Source organism: Actinocorallia aurea (genome assembly GCF_054783995.1).
Map to the genome: position 1 here is coordinate 106,133 of NZ_BAAGPQ010000011.1, position 19,411 is coordinate 125,543.

Consider the following 19,411-nt stretch of genomic DNA (forward strand, 5'->3'; position numbering starts at 1 on the left):
CGGCGGCTACCGAAGGGTCGCGGGGTCGAGCCCGAGCAGCCCGCCGAACGCGCTCTCGCCCTCAGGGGTGATCTTGAGCGCGCGTTCGCCGCCGATCCGGACGATCCAGCGCTCGTCCAGCGCGCGGCGGCACAGGGCCGCGCCCGCGACGCCCGCGAGGTGGAGGCGGCGCTCCGTCCAGTCGACGCACCCGCGCGCGACGGGCCGGCGCGCCTTCCGGTCGAGGGGCATGCCGTGGTCGGCGAACCAGGACGTCCCCGCCTCGGTGAGGGAGAATCCGCCGCCGGTGTCGAGCAGGCCCCGGTCGGCGAGCGCGTCGGTGACGGCCATCCCGAGCCGTCCGGCGAGGTGGTCGTAGCAGGTCCGGGCCCTGGCCATCGCGGCGTGCGCGGACGCCTCCCGCAGGGTGGACGGCGCGGCGGCCTCCGGCGCGACGTGCGCGGCGAGCTCCTCGACGAGCCGGGCCACCCGCGCGTCGGCGAGCCTGACGTACCGGTGCCTGCCCTGCCGCTCCTGGGCGAGCAGCCCGCCTTCGACGAGTTTCGTCAGATGCTCGCTGACCGTCGAGGGCGCGACCCCGGTGGCCCTGCCGAGCTCCGTCATCGTCCAGGCCCGCCCGTCGAGGAGCAGGACGCAGATCCGGGCCCTCGTCTCGTCGGCGAGCAGCCCGGCCAGCGCCGCCAGTCTGCCGCTCACGCCCGCGCCGTCGCCCATCTCCCCAGTCTGCCCGATGGACGTTCCGGCGCCGGCCGAACGGTCGCCGCGGGGCCGCCGGGCCTGCGGCGAAGGCAGGTCCGCGCCGTCCGCACGGCAGGTAGGTTGATCAGCATGCATGCCAGGACGCGCGGTGACACGGGCCAGGGCGCCAGGATCGCGGCGATCCTCGAGGCGTTCGACCGTCCGGGCGAGCTGCTCGGCCCGTCGGAGCTGGCCCGGCGCACCGGGCTGGCGAAGTCGACCGCGCACCGGCTGGCCCACGAGCTCGCCGACGCCGGGCTGCTGGAGCGCTTCGCGGGCCAGATGCGGCCCGGCGCGCTGATGCTGGAGTTCGGCCGCCGGATGGCCCCGCGCGGTCTGCGCGACGCCGCAGCCCCGCTCATGGGCGATCTGCGCGAGGCGATCCGCCTCGGCGTGCTGCTCGCGGTCCTCGACGGCCAGGAGGTCGTCTGCGCCGACAGCCTCCAGGCCGCGGGCGCCCCCGCGACCCCGCGCCCGGGCGACCGCCGCCCCGCCCTCGCGACCGCCTCGGGCCGGGCCATCCTCGCCTTCTCCCCCACCGAACTCTCCTCCGGCGCGATCGACGCGGGCGTCACGGCAGGCGTCCCCCGCTCCCTGCTCACCCAGCGCCTGACCGGTGTCCGCAAATCCGGCGTGGCCGTGGAACGCCGCGAACGCGGCTTCGGCACCGTCGCCTGCCCCGTCCTGGACCAGAACGGCCACGCCCTGGCCGCCCTCGCCGACCGCGTCACCGCCGCCCTCCGCACCGCGGCCCTCACCCTCTCCCGCCTCCTCCGCCCCCGCTGAGGGTTCGGGTGATCGCGGCCGGGGCGGGGTGGGAGGGTCGTACGGTGGGGGCGGTGAGAGGAGAGGGTGAAGTGATCATCGGTGCAGGGGCTGGGGTGAAGGTGCGCTTTCGGGATGCGGTGCAGGGGGATGTCGAGGGGATCGTCGCGTTGGTGGAGGCGGCCTATCGGGGGGAGGCCAGTCGGGTGGGGTGGACGACGGAGGCGGATCTGCTGGACGGGCAGCGGACGGATCCCGGGGCGGTCGAGGAGCTGCTGGAGTTCGCGGGGAGCCGGGTGCTGCTGGCGGAGCGGGACGGGGTCCTCGTGGCCTGCTGCCATCTGGAGCGGCGGGGTGAGTCCGCCTATTTCGGGATGTTCGCGGTCAGGCCGGGTGAGCAGGGGGCGGGGGTCGGGCGGGCGGTGCTCGCCGAGGCCGAGCGCGCGGCCGCCGAGGAGTGGGGCGCGCGCGAGATGCAGATGACGGTGATCACGCTGCGCGCCGAGCTCATCGCCTGGTACGAGCGCCGCGGCTACCGCCGCACCGGCGAGATCCGGCCCTTCCCGTACGGCGACACGCGCTTCGGCGTGCCGCGCCGTCCGGATCTCGACTTCTCCGTCCTGGTCAAGCCGCTCGCCTGATCCGCGCGAAGGCGATGGCGGTGACGGCCGCCGGGAGCAGCAGCCCGGTCGTCAGCCCGGCGAGGAGCACCGCGACGACGGCGCAGCACACGGCCGCCGCGGCGCGGTCGAAACCGGTCAGCAGCCGGACCGCCGCCGCGGTGCACAGCAGGTAGACGGTGAGGAAGCAGGCGGTCGGCAGGGCGACGAGCAGGTCGGCGGGCAGCAGGCCGGTGCCCGCGCCGGCCAGGAGCGGCACCCCGCAGCCCGCGGCGGCGAGCGGGACGGCGTGGGGGCGGCCCGTCATCGCGCGGGCCCCGTGCAGGTAGGCCTGGGTGGCGGCGAGGGTGAGGACGATCGCGAGCACGCCCGCGCCGATGCCGCCCGCGGGCCCGACGGCGGCGCGGGCGAGCGCGGCGAGCGGGGCGGAACCGCCCCCGTCCGGGCCCAGCACGCTGACTGCGGCGATGGCCAGCAGCAGGTACAGCGCCGCGGTGACGGCGAAGGCGATGCCGACGACCCGGGGCAGCGAGCGGCGTGGCGAGCGCAGCCGCTCGGTGAGGGGCGCGGCGGCCTCCCACCCGACGAACGCCATCATCAGCAGGGCCGCCGCGCGCAGCAGCCCGCCCGCGCCGTGCGGGGCGAAGGGGGTCCAGTGCGCGGCGGGCAGCAGTTCGGGGGCGCGGGCCAGCGAGATCGCCGCCGCACCGCCCGCGAGCAGCAGCAGGACGCCGACGACGGCGAGCTGGACGGTCCCGGCGACGCGCGCGCCGAGCACGTGCAGCAGGAGGACGACGGCGAGCAGCACGAGTGCCGCGGCGGCGGTCCCTGTGGCGGTGGCCTCTCCTCCGACGGGGTCGGCGAGGTAGCCGCCCCCGATCCAGCAGACGACCGGGGCGCCCACGATGACGCCCGCGACGAAGACCGCCCCGGTGATCCGCCCGGCGGCCGGGCCCAGGCCGGCGGCGACGTATCCGGCGACCCCGCTGCCCGAGCCGGCCCGTCCGGCCAGCGCGACGAAGACCCGGGCGATCAGGGCGGACAGCACGAGCAGCCCGGCCCACGCGAGCACAGACGCGGGTCCGGCGGTGCGGGCGGCGAGGCCGGGCAGCAGGAGGAGGCTCGGGCCGAGCAGCGCGCCGACGTACAGGGCGACGGCATGCGGAACCGAGAGGGACGGAACGGGGACCGCGGCGGCAGATACGGGACGCGTCGTCATGGAAGCCATGAAACGCCGCATCGCAGAGCATCCGCTGGCGAAGTGCGGCCCGAGCATGGCGGTTGACACCATCCCATGCGACAGATCCCTCGATACGGTGCATTCCATGCCGAAGCCCTTGTACGACCGGGTGGACCGAGAGATCCTTGCCGTGCTCCAGCGCGAGGGGCGGCTCCAGAACGTCGAACTCGCCGAGCGGGTGCGGCTGTCCCCGTCGGCCTGCCTGCGGCGCACCAAGGCGCTGGAGGAGGACGGCGTGCTGGCCGGGTACCGCGCCGAACTGGACCGCGAGCGGCTCGGCCTGGGGCTGACGGTGTTCGTCTCGCTCAAGGTCGACCAGCACTCCCGCGAGACCTCGCGGCACATCGAGGAGGCGCTGATGGCGCTGCCCTCCGTCATCGCCGTCCACGCGATCTCCGGCGACGCCGACTTCCTCGCGGAGGTCGCGGTGCCGGACCTCGCGGCCTACGAGCGGGTGCTGCTGGACGGCATCCTCGCGATCGGGCCGGTGCGCGAGGCGCGCAGCGCGTTCAGCATCCGCAGCCCGCTGCGGCGGGGGCCGCTGCCGGTCGAGGACTGGCGCGCCGGCCACGGCTGAGGCTCACCCCTCCGGGAGGATCAACCGGTAGAGGCTGTCGCGCTTGTAAGCGTGGAACCACAGGGTGCCGTCATCGGCGAAGGCGTAGCGGGTGGACCATGCCTCGCCCAGCGCGTCGTAGAGGTGGAACGCCGAGCCGTCGAGACGCCAGACGGCCAGGCGGTGCCCGGTCGCGTCCCGGCTCAGCGCGAGGCCCCGCGCGAGATCGACGTGCATGGCCCGGTGGATCCCGGCGAGGCCGCCGTCGGTCAGTCCGGAGGCCAGGGGCCGGTCGGGCGCCAGGAACGGGCGCAGGCTCCAGGTGCCCTCCTCCCGGGTGATGCCCGCGCCGATCTCCGGGAGGACCGCCTCGAACGGCGGGAGGTGGACGGCCGGTTCGCCGTTGTGGAACAGGTGCCATCTCGCGCGCCGGCCCGGGAAGCACTCGCCGAGGACGGCGACGTCCTGCGTCCCGGGCACGCCGACCGCGTCCTCCGGGGCGAAGGCGCCGTGCTCGCAGACCAGGGGGAGGTCTTGGCCCCGCTCCCGGGTGCGGGGGTCGTAGCGGATCAGCGCGCGCGGCGGCTCGCCCTCGTCGGGATATCCGAGCAGGAGTCCGCCGGAAGAGAACTGCCTCGGGTAGGCGCTTGAAATGTCGTCGGTGCGCCACACCTCGGCGAGCGTCTCCCGGTCGTAGGCGCGGTGCCCCTCCCAGTGCTTGAGGACGAAGACGTCGTCCTCGACCGCCACGTCGCTGCCGAGCACGACGATCCCGGTCAGGTCGAGCGCGCCGTGCTCGCGGACCTCTCGGGTGGCCAGATCGACCGAGACGACCCGGCCGTCCTTGGCGACGCCGAGGAACGCCCCTCCGGCGAATCCCCGGCGCTCGGTCGGCCCGACGGGCACGATGCCGGTGAGCAGCGGGGGCTGGCGCACCCGCCCCGCGCCGGCCTCGATCCGCCGGGTCGCGCCGTCGACGACGGTGACGGTGCCGTCCGCGCCCCCGACTGCCGCGTACCGGGCTCCGGGGGCGACGGCGACGGCCGAGGCGTCGCCGTCGATCTCGGGCAGGCCCGCCCAGCGCGTGATCTTGATCCCGTCGCCGAGGGCGCGGGCCGCGGTGGGCGTGCGGCGGGCGCTGCGCGCATACTTCGCCTGCCGGTCGGCGTCGTCGAGTTCGGCGAAGAGCACCTGCCGCTCCGTCGCGAGGTCCCAGACCAGGACGCCGACGCCGCTCTGCCGCGACGCGACGTGCCGCCCGTCCGGGCTGGAGGCGACCGGCGTGCACCAGCTGCTCGGCTGGTGCAGATCGTGCGCGAATCCGAGGGTACGCCCGGATCTGGCGAGCCGCGCCATCTTGTCCACGCTGTGCTCACGTGAGGAGAACCGGTAGACGTTGTCGGCGACGGGCGAGAACCTCGCGTACATCTCGTTGGTGGTCTTCACCGCGTGCTGCGCGGGCCGCAGGTGACCGATCTGCGCGCCGGTCTCCAGCTCCACCACCACGCCGTCGCGCGGCCTGCGGCAGACGACGGCGTGCCTGCCGTTCCGGTCGACGTCGAGGTCGTGCGCGCCGTCGAACGGGAGCGGGGTGCGCCGCGAGACCGTCCAGGCGTCCCCGTCCCGGTCGAGGGTGTGCACGGCGTCGCCCGCGACCGCGAAGACCCTGCCGTCGCGCGTGCACAGCGCCCCGATCGGCGCGCCGAGGTCCGGCCCCTCGCGCAGCCCGGCGCCGATCCGCACGATCCGGTCGCCGACCGCGCCGAGCACCTCGCCGAAGCCCCAGGCGAGCGCGGTCACCGGCGGCTCGCTCCGGCCGAGCAGGCGCGGCCCGCCCATGAGGGGTCCCGGCCCGTCCGCGACGGGCACGGCCTCGACCGTCCCGTCGGCCCGCGCGACCACGAGCGTCCCGGTGAGCGCCAGCAGCGCGAGCACCGGCGCGTCCGAGCCGCCGACCTCCCCGTCCGGCTCCCACCGGTAGGCCTCCGGATCGAACGCCGGATTCTTCCGCTTGGTCCTTTTAGTCCCCGTCACCCGGGCCACGCTAGCGACGGCCGGCCGCCGCGCGCGCTGATCCGCCCCGAATCAGGACAGCGCCGGGACTCCCGTCCCTCCCCTCCCGTGACCCGGGCCCCGACCGTCGCGTGCGGCCTCGGCGCCGAGGCCCCCTCCCGTCCCTCTACGGGAGGGGGTCCGGCCTGCCGCGTGGCGCGGCGGCGCCCGTCACGCGGGGTCGGAGGCGAGGGACGGCACCGCGGAGAAGAGCTCCCGCGAGTAGGGGTGGGCGGGCGCGGCGAGGAGTCGGCCGGTCTCCTCGGTCTCGACGATCTCGGCGTCCTTCATCACCACCACGCGGTCGCTGAGGTGCTGGATGACGCCCAGGTCGTGCGAGATGAACAGCAGTGCCAGCGACAGGTCCGCGCGCAGCGCCGTGAGCAGGTCGAGGATCTGCGCCTGCACCGAGACGTCGAGGGCCGAGACGGGCTCGTCGCAGACCAGGAGCTCGGGCCCGGAGGCCAGCGCGCGGGCGATCGCGACGCGCTGGCGCTGCCCGCCCGACAGTTCGGCCGGACGCCGCCGGGCGATCCCGGACGGCAGCCCCACCCGGTCCAGCAGTTCGGCGGCGCGGGCCCGTCGCGCCGCGCGCGGCACCCCGGCCAGGGCGAGCGCCTCACCGAGGAGCGCGCCCGTCGCGTGGCGCGGGTCGAAGGAGCCGAGCGGGTCCTGCACGATGGCCTGGATCCTGCGGCGCAGCGGCCTGCGCCGCCGCTCGGGCAGCTCGCTCCACGGGACGCCCGCGAACGTCACGGCGCCGGAGTCCGGCGCGGTCAGCCCGAGCACGATCCGGGCGAGCGTGGTCTTGCCCGAGCCGGACTCCCCCACGATCCCCAGGGCCTCGCCGCGGTCCAGCGTCAGGGAGGCGTCCTTGACGGCGGGCCTGCCGCCGTACTCCTTCGACACGCCCTCGACCGTCAGCAGCCGCTCCCCCGCCTCGGGCCGGGACACCGCGGGGCCGACCACCCGCAGGACCGGACCGGACTCCGGGTGGTGGCAGCGCAGCGGCGCCGGAGGCGGCGGCGTGTTCCGGCACAGGTCGTCGGCGAGGACGCAGCGCGCGGCGTACGGGCAGCCTTCGGCCGACGCGGGCTCCCCGACGTGCCGGACGGGCGCGAGGCGCGTCCCCCGCGCGGCGCCCGAAGGCACGGCGGCGGCCAGCGCGCGCGTGTAGGGGTGCCTGGGCGCGTCGAGCACCTCGCGCGCCGGCCCTTCCTCGACGAGCAGCCCGCCGTACATGACGGCGACGCGATCGGCGAGCCGGGAGACGACGGCGAGGTCGTGGCTGATGAGCAGGAGCGCGGTGCCTTCGGCCTTGAGCCCGTCGAGGAGGTCGAGGACCCGGGCCTGCACGGTGACGTCGAGGGCCGTGGTCGGCTCGTCGGCGATCAGCAGTTCGGGACCGCCCGCGAGCGCGGAGGCGATGAGCGCCCGCTGGCGCAGCCCGCCGGAGAGCTGGTGCGGGTACTGCCCCGCGCGCACCTCGGGCTCGGGCACGCCCGCCCGCTCCAGGAGCCGCACCACCTCGCCGTGGACCGCCGCGCGCGGCACGTCCCGGTGTGCCCGCAGCGCCTCGGCGATCTCCGCGCCGACCGTGCGCAGCGGATCGAGCGACACCAGCGCGTCCTGCAGGACGAGCCCGATCCGTCCGCCGCGGATCCGCCGCCACCCGCGCTCGCCCAGCCCGGTCAGGTCGGTTCCGGCGAACTCCAGCGCGCGGGCGGCGACCCGCGCGCGGTCTCCGGCGAGCCCGACGAGGGAGCGCGCGGTGACGCTCTTGCCCGAGCCGGACTCCCCCACGATCGCCAGGCACTCGCCCTTGTCGAGGGTGAAGGACACGTCGCGCACGGCGTGCACGCCCGGAAAGGAGACCTCGAGGCCTTCGACGTTCAGCAGCGGGCTCAACCTGCGGTCCTCCGGGTGAGGCGGGCCTGCGCGGCCCGTCCGGTGATCGTCACCGCGACCACGGTGAGGGTGATGGCGGCGCCCGGGAAGACCCCGAGCCACCAGGCCGTCTGGAGCAGCGCCCGCCCTTCGGAGAGCATGACGCCCCACTCCGGGGTCGGGGGCACCGCGCCGAATCCGAGGAAGCTGAGGCCGGACGCGGCGATGAGCGACATCCCGAACCCGGCGGAGGCCAGGATGAGCAGCGGGCCGAGCGCGTTCGGCAGCACATGCCGGAACGCGCGGGCGAACGGGCCCTGCCCGAGCGTCACCGACGTCTCCACGTAGCCCGACGTGCGCACGACCCTGGCCTCGGTGCGCATCAGCCGCGCGTAGCCCGGCAGGAACGCCAGCGAGATCGCCACCATGACGTTGAACTCGCCGGAGCCGAGCACGGCGAGGGCGAGCAGCGCGAGCAGCAGCTGGGGCAGCGCGAGCAGGATGTCGGCGAGGCCCATCAGCACCCGGTCGGCGACCCGGCCGAGCAGCGCCGAGGCGAGTCCGTACAGCGCCCCGGCCACGACCGCAACGGCGACCGCGCCGAGCCCGATGAGCAGCGAAGGACGGGCCCCGTACACGACCCGGGCGTACTGGTCGCGGCCGAGCTGGTCGGTGCCGAACCAGTGGTCGGGCCCGGGCGGCCGGAGCGACAGCGCGGCGTCGACCTCGATCGGCGACCTCGCGGTGAGCAGCCCGGGGAACAGCGCCGCGACGGCGAGCAGTACGAGCACGGCGACGGCGACCGCGAGCGAGGGCCGCCGGACCCGGAAGGACGGGCGGGCGAACCCGGGCGCGGTGCGGGCAAGGGCGGTCGTCATGGGCGCAGCCTCGGGTCGATCAGGAGGTGGAAGGCGTCGATGAGCGCGGACAGGACCACGAAGACCAGCGCCGAGACCAGGACGATGCCCATCAGCACGGGCATGTCCTTGTTCATCGCCGACTGCAGGGCGAGCGCGCCGAGCCCGGGCCTGCCGAACACCGTCTCGACGATGACGGCACCGCCCAGCAGCGTCCCGGCGAGCCAGCCGGAAAGGGTGGCCAGCGGCGCGGCGGCGTGCCGGAGCGCGTGCCGGACGCGCACCTGCCGGCGGCTGAGCCCGCGCGCCCGCGCGGTGACCGCGAACGGCTGGGCGAGCGCCGCCTCCAGGCCCTCGCGCAGCACCTGGGCGAGGACCCCGGCGATCGGCAGGGAGAGCGTGACCGCGGGCAGCACCAGCGCGGCGGGCCCTGCCCCGCCGACGACGGGGAAGATCCGCAGCTGGAAGGAGAACGCCGTGAGCAGCAGGATGCCGAACCAGTGCGACGGCAGCGACACCGCGACGAGTTCCCACGCGGTGGCGATACGGTGCAGGCGGCCTTCGCGGCCCGCGGTGAGCACCGCCGACACCACGGCGACCCCCACCGCGATGACGACGGCCGACAGGGCGAGCGCCACGGTCGGGCCCAGCGCCTCGCCGATCACCGCCGAGACGGGCTTGGACAGCTGGTACGACTCGCCCATGTCGCCGTGCAGCAGGTGCCCCAGGTGCAGGAGGTACCTCTCGTGCAGCGGCTTGTCGAGGTCGTGGTCGGCGGCGATCTGGTCGCGGATGTCCTGCGACGCCGTGGTGAACGGGCCGAGCAGGATCGTGACGGGGTCGCCCGGGATGAGCGCGAGCGCGAGGAACGCCAGGGTCGCCGCGCCCCAGAGGACGGCGACGGCCCCGGCGAGCCGGGCCGCGCCCGCGCGCAGGGCGCGGGCGCGGCGGACGGGTGCCTGGGTCTTCACGCGCGGATCACTTCGTGAGCCAGGCGCCCTGGAAGAGCGGCCACGCGTTCGCGTCGTAGGCCACCCCGCTGACGGCCTTGGCACGCCCGATCGTCGCGCTCGGCGTGTACACGGGGATGACCAGGCCGAGCTGGATCGCCCGCTCCTGGACCTTGCCGTACACGTCGGCGCGCTTGGCCGGGTCGAGCGTGGCGCGGCCCTCGTCCGTCCAGGCGGTGAGGTCCTTGTCGGGGAGGAACGTGGCGTTCTGGCCGCCCTTGCGCGGGTCGCTGGCACCGTTGAACAGCAGCCACAGCACGTCGGGCTCCGACCGGGCCCAGCTGTAGTCGGCGATGTCGGCCTTGCCGCCGTACACGTTGGCGATGTAGGTGCCGATGTCGTCCTGCGGGCGCTGGACCTCGACGCCGAGCTTCTTCAGGTCGGCCTGGAAGGCCTGGCCGAGGATGTCGCGCTTGTCCTTGACGTAGGCGGCGGGCAGGAGCGGCCAGTTGATCGTGAGGCGCTCGCCGTCCTTGGTGCGGTAGCCGTCGGCGTCCTTGGTGGTCCAGCCCGCCTCGTCGAGGAGCCTGTTCGCGGCGGCCTCGTCGTAGGGCCAGCTGTTCTCCAGCTTGTTCGCGTACCCCTCGGTGGCCGGGGACAGGGGGCTCCAAGCGCGCTTGTACTGCCCGAAGTACAGGCTCTTGACTCCCGCGTCCACGTTGACGCCCTGCTGGATGGCCTTGCGGACCTTCTCGTCGTTCAGCGGCGCCTTGGAGGCGTTGAGGTAGAGGCTGTAGTTGCCGCCCGGGAAGTCCTGCGTGTCGAGGGCGAGGGAGGCGTTGCCCTTGACGTTCGCCACGTCCTGCGGCGGAACTGCGGAGGCGAGCTGGATCTGCCCGGAGGTCAGCGCGCCCACGCGGACCGACGAGTCGGGCAGGAACCGCACGGTCAGCTTGTCCAGGTACGGCGCGCCGGTGTTCGCCGCGCCCTTGGGCGGCCAGGCGTAGGCGTCGTTGCGGGTGAAGTCCGCGCTCTGGCCCTTGGTGTAGGCGCTGAAGACGAACGGGCCGGTGCCGACCGCGGCGGGGCCGCCCGCCCCGAGCTTGTCGCCGCTCTCCTTGATGGCCTTCGGCGAGTAGAAGCCGAGGTAGGCGGTGCTGGCCGCCTGGAGGAAGGGCGCGAACGGCGCGGAGAAGGAGACCTTCGCGGTGTGCGCGTCGACGACCTCGGTGCCCGTGTAGGGGCCGAGGAGGCTGGAGGCGAGCTGGGACTTGGTCTTCGGGTCGTGGATCCGGTCGAAGTTGACCTTGACGGCCTCGGCGTCGAACGCGGTGCCGTCGGTGAACTTCACGTCCTGGCGGAGCTTGAACGTGTAGGTCTTCAGGTCGTCGGAGACCTCCCAGGACTCGGCGAGCCAGGGCTGGAACTCGCCCTGGGCGTCCTGGTAGACGAGAGAGTCGAACACGTTGCGCAGGATCGTGCCCGTGATGTCCTGCGCGCTGACGTGGGCGTCGAACGAGACCGGCTCGGTGTCCACGGCGAAGGCCACGGAGCCGCCCTTGACGGGTGCTCCGCCGCCGCCCGTGCCCGTGTCCGAGGGCTTCTCGGGCGAGCCGCACCCGCCGAGGAGGAGCGCGGCGGCCAGCAGGGCGGCCGCCGCGACGGGTCTGGTGAGGATCATGCTGCTGCTCCGTGGGGACGCCGGAAGGGGCCGGATATCCGACCCCTTCCGATAGGAAAAGAAGAGATTTCCCCGAAGCTAGCCCGCCCCGAATCCGCGGACCAGACGACGGAACCCCTACCGACCCTTATCCGCCCCCCGTGAGCCGCCACGGGTCGATGAATCCGTCCGGGAGCGGGACGATCGGCTCACCGAGCGGGTAGCGGGGCACCGAGACGCGCCGGGCGATCCGCCAGCCCTGGTCGGTGAGCAGCAGGATGTCGAGGAACTCCCCGTTGTGCACCGAGCCGTCCGGCAGGACCGCGAGGTACCGGCTGCGCGCCCGCACCCGGCCCGGCGTCTCGGCGATCAGGACGGTGTCGAGCGTGTGGTGGTCGGGCGCGCCGCCGGCGAGCGCCTGGGTGAACTCCGCGATGGCGTCCAGCCCGGCGACCTCCCGGCCGCTGCGGCGCATCTCGACCACGGCGTCCTTGGTGAAGACCAGGCCCAGTCCCTCGGTCTCGGCGTTGTCGAAGACGTGCGCGAACAGGGCGAGGACCTGGAGGATCTCCAGGCGGTCCGCGTATCTGAGCGGCGCGGTCATGACACCGCGCCGAGCTGCTGGACGATGCCGAGGCGGTCCGGCAGCACGGCGTACCGGACGATCTTGCCGTCGCGGAAGGTGATCGTGCTGACGCTCTGCCCGCTGAAGCGGCGGCCGGTCGGCGGCACGCCGAACAGCTCGCCGGTGTGCGTGCCCTCGATCCGCCAGAAGACCACGACCCGGTCCCCTTCGGCCACGGCGTCGGTGACGGACGCGGTCACCTCGCCCGCGGACGCGGCGATCCAGGCGAGGTGGGCACGGAAGTCCTCGATGCCGCCGAGGCCCGCCGACGTCTCGTCGACCGCGTCCGGCGCGACGAACTCCTCCAGCAGCTCCGGGTGCGGTCCGGTGACCAGCTCGGCGTAGAAGCGGCGGGCGATGTCCTTGTTGCGCGCCGCGGTGTCCTGGGTGGTCGTGCTCATGCGTGTCTCCTCGAAGGTCGGGTCGGTGCGGTCGGGTCGTGCGGGTCTGGTGCGGGCGGGCTAGTGCGGGGCGTCGCCGGGGAAGGCGGGCGGCAGGAGGATGCCGCCGTTGGCGCTGAGGCCGCCGTCGACGGGCAGGGTGACGCCGGTGATGTAGGACGCCGCGGGCGAGGTGAGGAAGTAGATCGCCTCGGCCTGCTCGCGCGGCTGCGACCAGCGCTGGAGCGGGATCCGCCGGGTGACGGCCGGGCCCAGCTCCGGATGGGCGATGACACCCGCGGTGAGCGCGGTCGCCGACCCGCCGGGCGCGATCGCGTTGACCCGGATGTTCTCCACCCCGTAGTCGATCGCGAGTCCCCGCACGAGGTTGACGACCCCGGCCTTGGCCGCGTTGTACGCCCACGTGACGGGGTCTCCGGCGAGGCCGGACACCGAGGACGTCGCGACGACGGCGCCTCCCCCGGCCGCGCGGAACGCCGGCAGCGCCGCCCGGACGCCCAGCGCGACCGCGCGCAGGTTCACCGCGATGATCCGGTCGAACCGCTCGATCGCGCCGGGCGAGTCCAGCGGCCCCGCGCCGCCGAACCCCGCGTTCAGCACCACCGCGTCCAGGCGGCCGAACCGCTCCAGCGCGAGCGCGACGAACGCCTCGTTCACGTCGGCGTCGGCCACGTCGCCGCGCAGCGTCACGACGCCCTCCGCGGCTCCGGCCTTGGCCAGCCCCTCGGCGTCCACGTCGACCGCGACGACGCCGTAGCCGCGTTCGGCGTACAGCAGCGCGGTCGCCAAGCCGATCCCGGAGCCCGCTCCGGTGACGGCCACTACTGAGGTCATGCCGGTCCTCCTTGCTGGGTGGTGAGTGAGGCGAGCCAGGCGCGGACCGCCTCGACGGTCGTGCCGGCGTGGTCTTCCAGAACGGTGAAGTGGTCGCCGGGCACGTCGGCCGTGGCGTGCGGCAGCGGCCAGAACGCGCGCCAGTCGTGCGGGCCGTCGACGACCGTGTGCGCCAGCGGCTCGGCGGCGCGCAGCAGCAGGGTGGGCGCGGCGATCGGGGCCGGATCCCAGGCGGCGAGGACACGGCCGTAGGCGCCCATGGTGGTGAGGCTCGCGTCGCTCCACACCATGTCGTAGCGCTCGATCCGCTCGATCATGCCGGTGAGCATCGCGGCGAGCCACCAGTCGGCGAAGCCCGGCCGGGCGGGGCTGTCGATCGGGTAGGTGTCGATGAGCGCGAGCCCGCGCGGGCCGTGCCCGCGCCGCTCCAGCTCGGCCGCGACCGAGTGCGCGATGCACCCTCCCATGGACCTGCCGAGCACGGCGTAGGGCCGCCCGCCGACGAGCTCGGCGACGGTGTCGGCGTGCATCCCGATGTAGGTGTCCTCGCTGTCGGGCAGCGCGTCGGACTCGGCGTACCCCGGCGACGGCAGCACGAACACGTCGCGTTCGCCGCGCATGGCGTGCCCGAACCTGGCGTACTCGTGCGGGCCGGAGATCGCGCTGACCGCCGGGAAGAGCACGAGGGCGACCTCCGCGGGGCCCTCGGCGAGGGTGAGCGGCGGCTTGGCGTGCGCGGCGCGCTCCTCGGCCGGGAACGCCGCGCGCAGGTGCGAGGCGACGCCGATCAGCTCGGCGGCGGCGGCGAACTCGCCGCGCGCCGCGAGCCCCCGGTACAGGGTCGAGAGGGGGCCGTACCGGTCGGCCTCGGCCGTCGCGGCGGGCGCGGGGCCGTCGGCGGGGGCGTCGGCGAGGAGCGTCAGCAGGTGGGCGGCCAGCGCGCGGGCGTCGGGATGGTCGAAGGTGACGGTGGCCGAGAGCCGCAGCCCGCTGAGCGCGCCCAGGCGGTTGCGCAGCTCGACCGACGCCAGGGAGTCCAGGCCGGCCTCCTGGAAGGGCCGGTCGGGCTCGATCCGGTCGGCGGTCGTGCCGAGGACCGCCGCGGCCTCCTCGCGGAGGATCTCCACGAGAGCGTCCTCCCGTCCGTCCTCGGGGACCCCGGCGAGCCTGCGCGCGAGCGACGGGCCGCCGGCCGCCGCCGACGCCGTGCGCCGCACGGCGGGGACCAGCGCGCGCAGGACCGCGGGCAGGTCCTCGCCGCGGGCGCGCAGCGCGGCGGGATCGAGCGGCGCGGGCACGAGCAGCGGCCGGGCCAGCCCGACGGCCGCGTCGAACAGCGCGAGGCCCGCCCCGGTCTCCAGGGGGCGCAGGCCGGAGCGGGCGGCGCGGCTGCGGTCCACGTCGGTGAGGTGCGCGGTGACCCCGGAGGGCTCGGCCCACATGCCCCAGGCCAGCGACGTGCCGGGCAGCCCGCGGGCGTGCCGGTGCGCCGCGAGCGCGTCAAGGAACGTGTTCGCCGCCGCGTAGGAGCCCTGGCCGGGCCCGCCGATGATCCCGGCGGCCGACGAGTAGAGCACGAACGCGTCGAGGTCGAGTCCCTCGGTCAGCTCGTGCAGGTGCCACGCGCCGTCCGCCTTCGCGCCGAAGACCCCCGCGAGCCTTTCCGCGGTGAGCGTGCCGATCAGCCCGTCGTCGACGACGCCCGCCGTGTGCACGATCCCGGTCAGCGGCCGTTCCGGCGGGATCGCGGCGAGCGCCGCCGCCAGCGCCTCCCGGTCGGCCACGTCCACCGCGACGACCTCGATGCGCGGCCCGTCCGGCCCGGCCGAGGTCGCCGAGTCCGGCGCGGCCTCGACCGAGGTATCCCGGTCAGGCGCGGTCTCGGTGCGGAGCCGACCCGCAGGCGCCGCGGTGTCCGAGGCCGCCCGGTCGACGGCGGTCGCACCGGTCGTGTTCGTGCGTGGGGAGGCCAGGTCGGCGAGGTCGTCGGCGAGGGCCTTCGCGCCCGGGGCGTCGGGACCGCCTCGGCTGAGGAGCAGGAGGTTGCGGACGCCGTGGGCTTGGACGAGGTGGCGGGCGACGGCCGCGCCGAGGACGCCGGTGCCTCCGGTGATCAACACCGTGCCGTCGGTGCGCCAGGTGAGCGGCTGCGCGTCCTCGGCGGGCGGCGCGGCGCGGACGAGGCGGGGCGCGAGGACCCGCCCGTCGCGGACCGCGAGCTGCGGCTCGCCGTAGGAGAACGGGTCGGCGGGCGCGCGCTCGCCCTCGGCGACGTCCACCAGGACGATCCGGCCCGGGTGCTCGGCCTGGGCGGCGCGGACGAGGCCCCACACGGGGGCCGCGGTGAGCACGGGGCTGTCGGTGTCCGCGGCGGCGACGGCGCCGCGGGTGAGCACGACGAGCGGACGGTCCCCTTCGAGGGCTTCCTGGAGCCGTTCCAGCGCGTCGGCCGCGTCGGCCGCTTCGATGGTCTGCGCGTCGGTGCCCGAACGCCCGGACGGCGCGGCCTCGGTCCAGCGGACCTCGTACAGGTCGGTGGGACCCGCGGTGCGCAGCTGCCGGGCCGAGACCAGCCGGGCGCGCAGCGCGCCGACGCTGACGACGGGCGCGCCGGTCTCGTCGGCGGCCTCCAGGGCGAGTTCGTCGTCCCCGCGCAGGGTGATCCTGACCCGCAAGGCGGACGCCCCGGACGCGTGCAGCCGGACGTCGGAGTAGGCGAACGGGAGCCTGTTGCTGCCCTCGGGGCTGGTCCTGAGGCCGTGGTGGGCGGCGATGTGCAGGGCCGCGTCCAGGAGCGCAGGGTGCAGGCCGAACGCGTCGGCCGGGGTGTCGGCGGGCAGGGCGACCTCGGCGAGGAAGCCGTCCGTGGTCCGCCACGCGGCGCGCAGCCCGCGGAAGGCAGGACCGTAGTGCAGTCCCGCGTCCGACAGCTCGGGGTAGATCCCGGCGACGTCCAGGGGCTCCGCGCCCGCCGGCGGCCAGGCGGAGTCGGCGGGCGGCGCGTCCGCCCGGCCGGGTGCGAGCACACCGACCGCGTGCCGGGTCCAAGGCCCCGCCGACCCTTCCGGGCGGGAGTGGACGGTGACCTGCCGGGTGCCGTCCGGCGCGGGCTCGCCGGCCGCGACCTGCAGCGCGACCCCTCCCCGCGCCGGCACCGGCAGCGGCGCCTCGATGACGAGTTCGGCGAGCGCGGGCAGCCCGGTCTCGTCGCCCGCCCGGACGGCGAGTTCCACGAGCGCGGTGCCGGGGACGATCGCGGTCCCCTGGACCACGTGGTCGGCCAGCCACGGGTGGGTGCGCAGCGAGATCCGTCCGGTGAGGACCGTGCCGGGCGCGTCTGCTAGCGACAGGGCGGCGCCGAGCAGCGGGTGGCCCGGCCGTTCCAGGCCGAGCCCAGCCGCGTCCCCCACCGGGCGCGAGGCGAGCCAGTAGCGCTCGCGCTGGAACGGGTAGGTCGGCAGCGGCACCGTCCGCGCGCCGGGGAAGAACTCCCGCCACGCGACGTCCTTGCCCGCCGCGTGCGCGAGGCCGAGGGCGAGCAGGGCGGTGACCCGCTCGGGGCGGCCCGGCCGCAGCGCGGGCAGCGCGTTCCCGCCCTCGGGAAGAGCGCGGGCCGCAAGCGCGCTCAGGACCCCGTCCGGCCCCAGCTCGACGAAGGCGGTGACGCCGTCGGCCGCGAGCCGGTCGAGGGAGTCGGCGAACCGGACCGCCTCGCGGACGTGCCGCACCCAGTACTCCGGCTCGGGAGCCTCCGTCAGCGGCTCCCCGGTGAGGTTCGAGACGATCGGGATCGCCGGCCTGCGGTGCGCGACGGACCGGGCGGCCTCCCCGAACTCCGCCAGCATCCCGTCCATGTGCGCCGAGTGGAACGCGTGCGAGACGCGCAGCGCCCGGGTGCGGCGGCCGAGCGCGGCGAAGTGCGCGGCGACCTCCCCGACGGCCTCGGCGTCGCCCGACACCACGACGGCCGACGGGCCGTTCACCGCGGCGAGATCCGCGCCCGGCCGCAGCAGCGGCACCACCTCGTCCTCGGCCGCCTCGATCGCGGTCATCGCGCCGCCGCCGGGCAGCGCCTGCATGAGCCGGGCGCGGGCGGCGACGAGCGCTGCGGCGTCCGCGAGCGTCCAGATCCCCGCGGCGTGCGCGGCGGCGAGTTCGCCGATCGAGTGCCCCGCGACGACGTCCGGCCGCACCCCCCACGACTCGTACAGCCGGAACAGCGCGACCTCCAGCGCGAACAGGCCGGTCTGCGCGTAGAGCGTCAGGTCGAGGTCGGGCCCGCCCTCCGCGACGACCTCTCCGACGGACCGGGCGGCGTGCCCGGCGAGATGCCTGTCGAGTTCGAAGACCGCCGCCCGGAACGCGTCGGCGAACACGGGCTCGGACTCCAGAAGCTCCCGCCCCATCCCCGCGCGCTGGCTCCCCTGCCCGGTGAACAGGAACGCCAGCCCGCCGGCGCGGCCCGTGACCACGTCGGGTGAGGGCTCCCCCCGCTTGAGCGCCCCGAGTGCGCGCTCCAGGCTCTCCCTGTCGGCCGCGACCGTCACCGCCCGATGCGGATGCGCGGTGCGCGTCGTGGCGAGCGAGAACCCGAGATCGGGCAGCGCGATCCCCTTCGGCACCCGCTCCGCCTGCGCCCGCAGCGCCTCCGGCGACCTGGCCGACAACGGGATCGGCCAGGGCCCGCCCGGCAGAGAAGTCGGCGCTTGATCCTCTACCGTGCCCGAGGCCCCGTCATGCTCGGATGCGTGCTCTTCATCGCGCACCGTGCCCGAAGTACTGCTTCGCCCCGAGACGGGCCCACCGTCCGTAACCGAGGCGGAAACCGTGCTGCGCGGCGATACGGGCGCTCCGTCCACTGCCGGCGCAGGGGCCTGCTCGATGATGACGTGGGCGTTGGTGCCGCTGACGCCGAAGGCGGAGATGCCGAAGCGGCGCGGCCTGTCCGTCGCCGGCCAGGAGCGGGGGGCCGTGAGCAGCTCGACGGACCCAGCGGTCCAGTCGACGAGGGGCGTCGGCTCGGCGGCGTGCAGGGTCGCGGGAAGCACGTCGTGGCGGAGCGCCTGGACCATCTTGATGATGCCCGCCGCGCCCGCCGCCGCCTGCGTGTGGCCGATGTTCGACTTGAGGGAGCCGAGCAGGAGGGGCCGCTCCCTGCCCTGGCCGTAGGCCGCGATGAGGGCGGACGCCTCGATGGGGTCGCCGAGTGACGTGCCCGTCCCGTGCGCCTCGACCGCGTCCACGTCGCCCGGCTGGAGGCCCGCCGCGGCGAGCGCGTCACGGATGACGCGGCGCTGCGCGGGCCCGCTGGGCGCGCTGAGGCCGTTGGACGCGCCGTCCTGGTTGATCGCGCTGCCGCGCACGACGGCGAGGATCTCGTGGCCGAGCCGCTGCGCGTCCGACAGCCGCTCCACCACGAGCACCGCGACGCCCTCGGCCCAGCCCGTGCCGTCCGCGCCCGCGGCGAAGGCCTTGCACCTGCCGTCGGGGGAAAGGCCGCGCTGCCGGGAGAACTCGATGAACCCGAACGGCGACGCCATGATCGACGCGCCGCCGACGAGAGCCAGGTCGGCCTCGCCCGCGCGCAGCGAGCGGGCCGCGAGGTGCAGCGCGACGAGCGACGACGAGCAGGCCGTGTCCACGGTGATCGCGGGGCCCTCGAAGCCGAGGGTGTAGGCGATCCGGCCGGACGCGACGCTGCGCAGCGTGCCCGTCCCGATGTAGCCCTCCAGTTCCTCGGGGGTCTCGCCGGGCGCGTAGTCCTCGCCCGCGAGCCCGGCGAAGACCGCCGTGCGGCTTCCGCGCAGAGAGGCGGGGTCCAGTCCAGCGCGCTCCAGCGCCTCCCAGGAGGTCTCCAGAAGCAGCCGCTGCTGCGGGTCGATCGCCAGGGCCTCGCGGGGAGAGATCCCGAAGAAGGCGGCGTCGAACCCCGCCACGTCGTCGAGGAAGCCGCCGTGCCGTGTGTAGGACGTGCCGGTCCGCTCCGGGTCGGGGTCGTAGAGGGCGTCGAGGTCCCAGCCCCGGTCGCCGGGGAACGGGCCGACGGCGTCGCGGCCCGCCGCGACGAGGTCCCACAGGTCGTCGGGCGAGGCGACGCCGCCGGGCAGGCGGCAGGCCATCCCGACGATGGCGACGGGCTCGTCGAGCTGCCGCTTGAGCCGGGTGACGTCGGCGAGCGCGCGCTTCAGGTAATCCCTCAGCTTGTCTTCGGTGGCCATCTCGGGGC

Annotated in this window: 14 protein-coding genes; 3 read left to right on the forward strand and 11 right to left on the reverse strand. The window is 75.4% G+C overall.

All coding sequences use genetic code 11. From position 1 onward, the window contains the following. Positions 1–6 precede the first annotated feature (6 nt). The gene (locus ACYVOM_RS12150; protein ID WP_460303403.1) at positions 7–714 is read right to left on the reverse strand and encodes an ArsR/SmtB family transcription factor; all 708 of its coding nucleotides are present in this window, start codon (positions 712–714) and stop codon (positions 7–9) included. A 114-nt stretch (positions 715–828) separates the two neighbouring features. Between ACYVOM_RS12150 and ACYVOM_RS12155 the strand changes: the two genes are divergently transcribed. Continuing rightward, complete coding sequence (locus ACYVOM_RS12155; RefSeq protein ID WP_460303404.1) at positions 829–1,524, forward strand: IclR family transcriptional regulator; 696 nt, start codon at positions 829–831, stop codon at positions 1,522–1,524. A gap of 185 nt (positions 1,525–1,709) precedes the next feature. Beyond that, the gene (locus ACYVOM_RS12160) at positions 1,710–2,144 is read left to right on the forward strand and encodes a GNAT family N-acetyltransferase (protein ID WP_460303405.1); all 435 of its coding nucleotides are present in this window, start codon (positions 1,710–1,712) and stop codon (positions 2,142–2,144) included. On the opposite strand, the gene ACYVOM_RS12165 is transcribed toward ACYVOM_RS12160, so the two are convergent. Continuing rightward, on the reverse strand, positions 2,128–3,342 hold the full coding sequence (locus tag ACYVOM_RS12165; protein WP_460303406.1) for an amino acid permease: 1,215 nt from the start codon (positions 3,340–3,342) through the stop codon (positions 2,128–2,130). The genes ACYVOM_RS12160 and ACYVOM_RS12165 overlap by 17 nt on opposite strands. Before the next feature lie 106 nt (positions 3,343–3,448). On the opposite strand from ACYVOM_RS12165, the gene ACYVOM_RS12170 reads away from it, so the two are divergent. Beyond that, complete coding sequence (locus ACYVOM_RS12170; protein ID WP_460303407.1) at positions 3,449–3,940, forward strand: Lrp/AsnC family transcriptional regulator; 492 nt, start codon at positions 3,449–3,451, stop codon at positions 3,938–3,940. 3 nt (positions 3,941–3,943) lie between these two features. On the opposite strand, the gene ACYVOM_RS12175 is transcribed toward ACYVOM_RS12170, so the two are convergent. From ACYVOM_RS12175 to ACYVOM_RS12215, 9 genes are all read right to left on the reverse strand, one after another. Beyond that, positions 3,944–5,953, reverse strand: a complete 2,010-nt coding sequence (locus ACYVOM_RS12175; protein WP_460303408.1) for a WD40 repeat domain-containing protein — start codon at positions 5,951–5,953, stop codon at positions 3,944–3,946. A gap of 189 nt (positions 5,954–6,142) precedes the next feature. Next, entirely contained in the window at positions 6,143–7,879 is a 1,737-nt protein-coding gene (locus ACYVOM_RS12180) for a dipeptide ABC transporter ATP-binding protein (RefSeq protein ID WP_460303409.1), read from the reverse strand. Then, on the reverse strand, positions 7,876–8,736 hold the full coding sequence (locus ACYVOM_RS12185; RefSeq protein ID WP_460303410.1) for an ABC transporter permease: 861 nt from the start codon (positions 8,734–8,736) through the stop codon (positions 7,876–7,878). The genes ACYVOM_RS12180 and ACYVOM_RS12185 overlap by 4 nt, the downstream gene beginning before the upstream one ends. Next, positions 8,733–9,686 carry an ABC transporter permease gene (locus tag ACYVOM_RS12190; protein ID WP_460303411.1) on the reverse strand — a complete coding sequence of 318 codons (954 nt, stop codon included), beginning with the start codon at positions 9,684–9,686 and terminating at the stop codon, positions 8,733–8,735. The genes ACYVOM_RS12185 and ACYVOM_RS12190 overlap by 4 nt, the downstream gene beginning before the upstream one ends. 7 nt (positions 9,687–9,693) lie before the next feature. Further along, on the reverse strand, positions 9,694–11,346 hold the full coding sequence (locus ACYVOM_RS12195; RefSeq protein WP_460303412.1) for an ABC transporter substrate-binding protein: 1,653 nt from the start codon (positions 11,344–11,346) through the stop codon (positions 9,694–9,696). A 127-nt stretch (positions 11,347–11,473) separates the two neighbouring features. Beyond that, positions 11,474–11,929 (reverse strand): nuclear transport factor 2 family protein, encoded by a 456-nt coding sequence (locus tag ACYVOM_RS12200; RefSeq protein ID WP_460303413.1) that lies wholly within the window; start codon positions 11,927–11,929, stop codon positions 11,474–11,476. Next, positions 11,926–12,351, reverse strand: coding sequence for an ester cyclase (locus ACYVOM_RS12205; RefSeq protein ID WP_460303414.1), 426 nt, complete (start codon positions 12,349–12,351; stop codon positions 11,926–11,928). Before ACYVOM_RS12205 ends, ACYVOM_RS12200 begins: the two co-directional genes overlap by 4 nt. A 60-nt stretch (positions 12,352–12,411) precedes the next feature. Next, positions 12,412–13,185 carry an SDR family NAD(P)-dependent oxidoreductase gene (locus tag ACYVOM_RS12210; protein WP_460303415.1) on the reverse strand — a complete coding sequence of 258 codons (774 nt, stop codon included), beginning with the start codon at positions 13,183–13,185 and terminating at the stop codon, positions 12,412–12,414. Further along, the gene (locus ACYVOM_RS12215; RefSeq protein ID WP_460303416.1) at positions 13,182–19,403 is read right to left on the reverse strand and encodes a beta-ketoacyl synthase N-terminal-like domain-containing protein; all 6,222 of its coding nucleotides are present in this window, start codon (positions 19,401–19,403) and stop codon (positions 13,182–13,184) included. The genes ACYVOM_RS12210 and ACYVOM_RS12215 overlap by 4 nt, the downstream gene beginning before the upstream one ends. Positions 19,404–19,411: the final 8 nt, after the last annotated feature.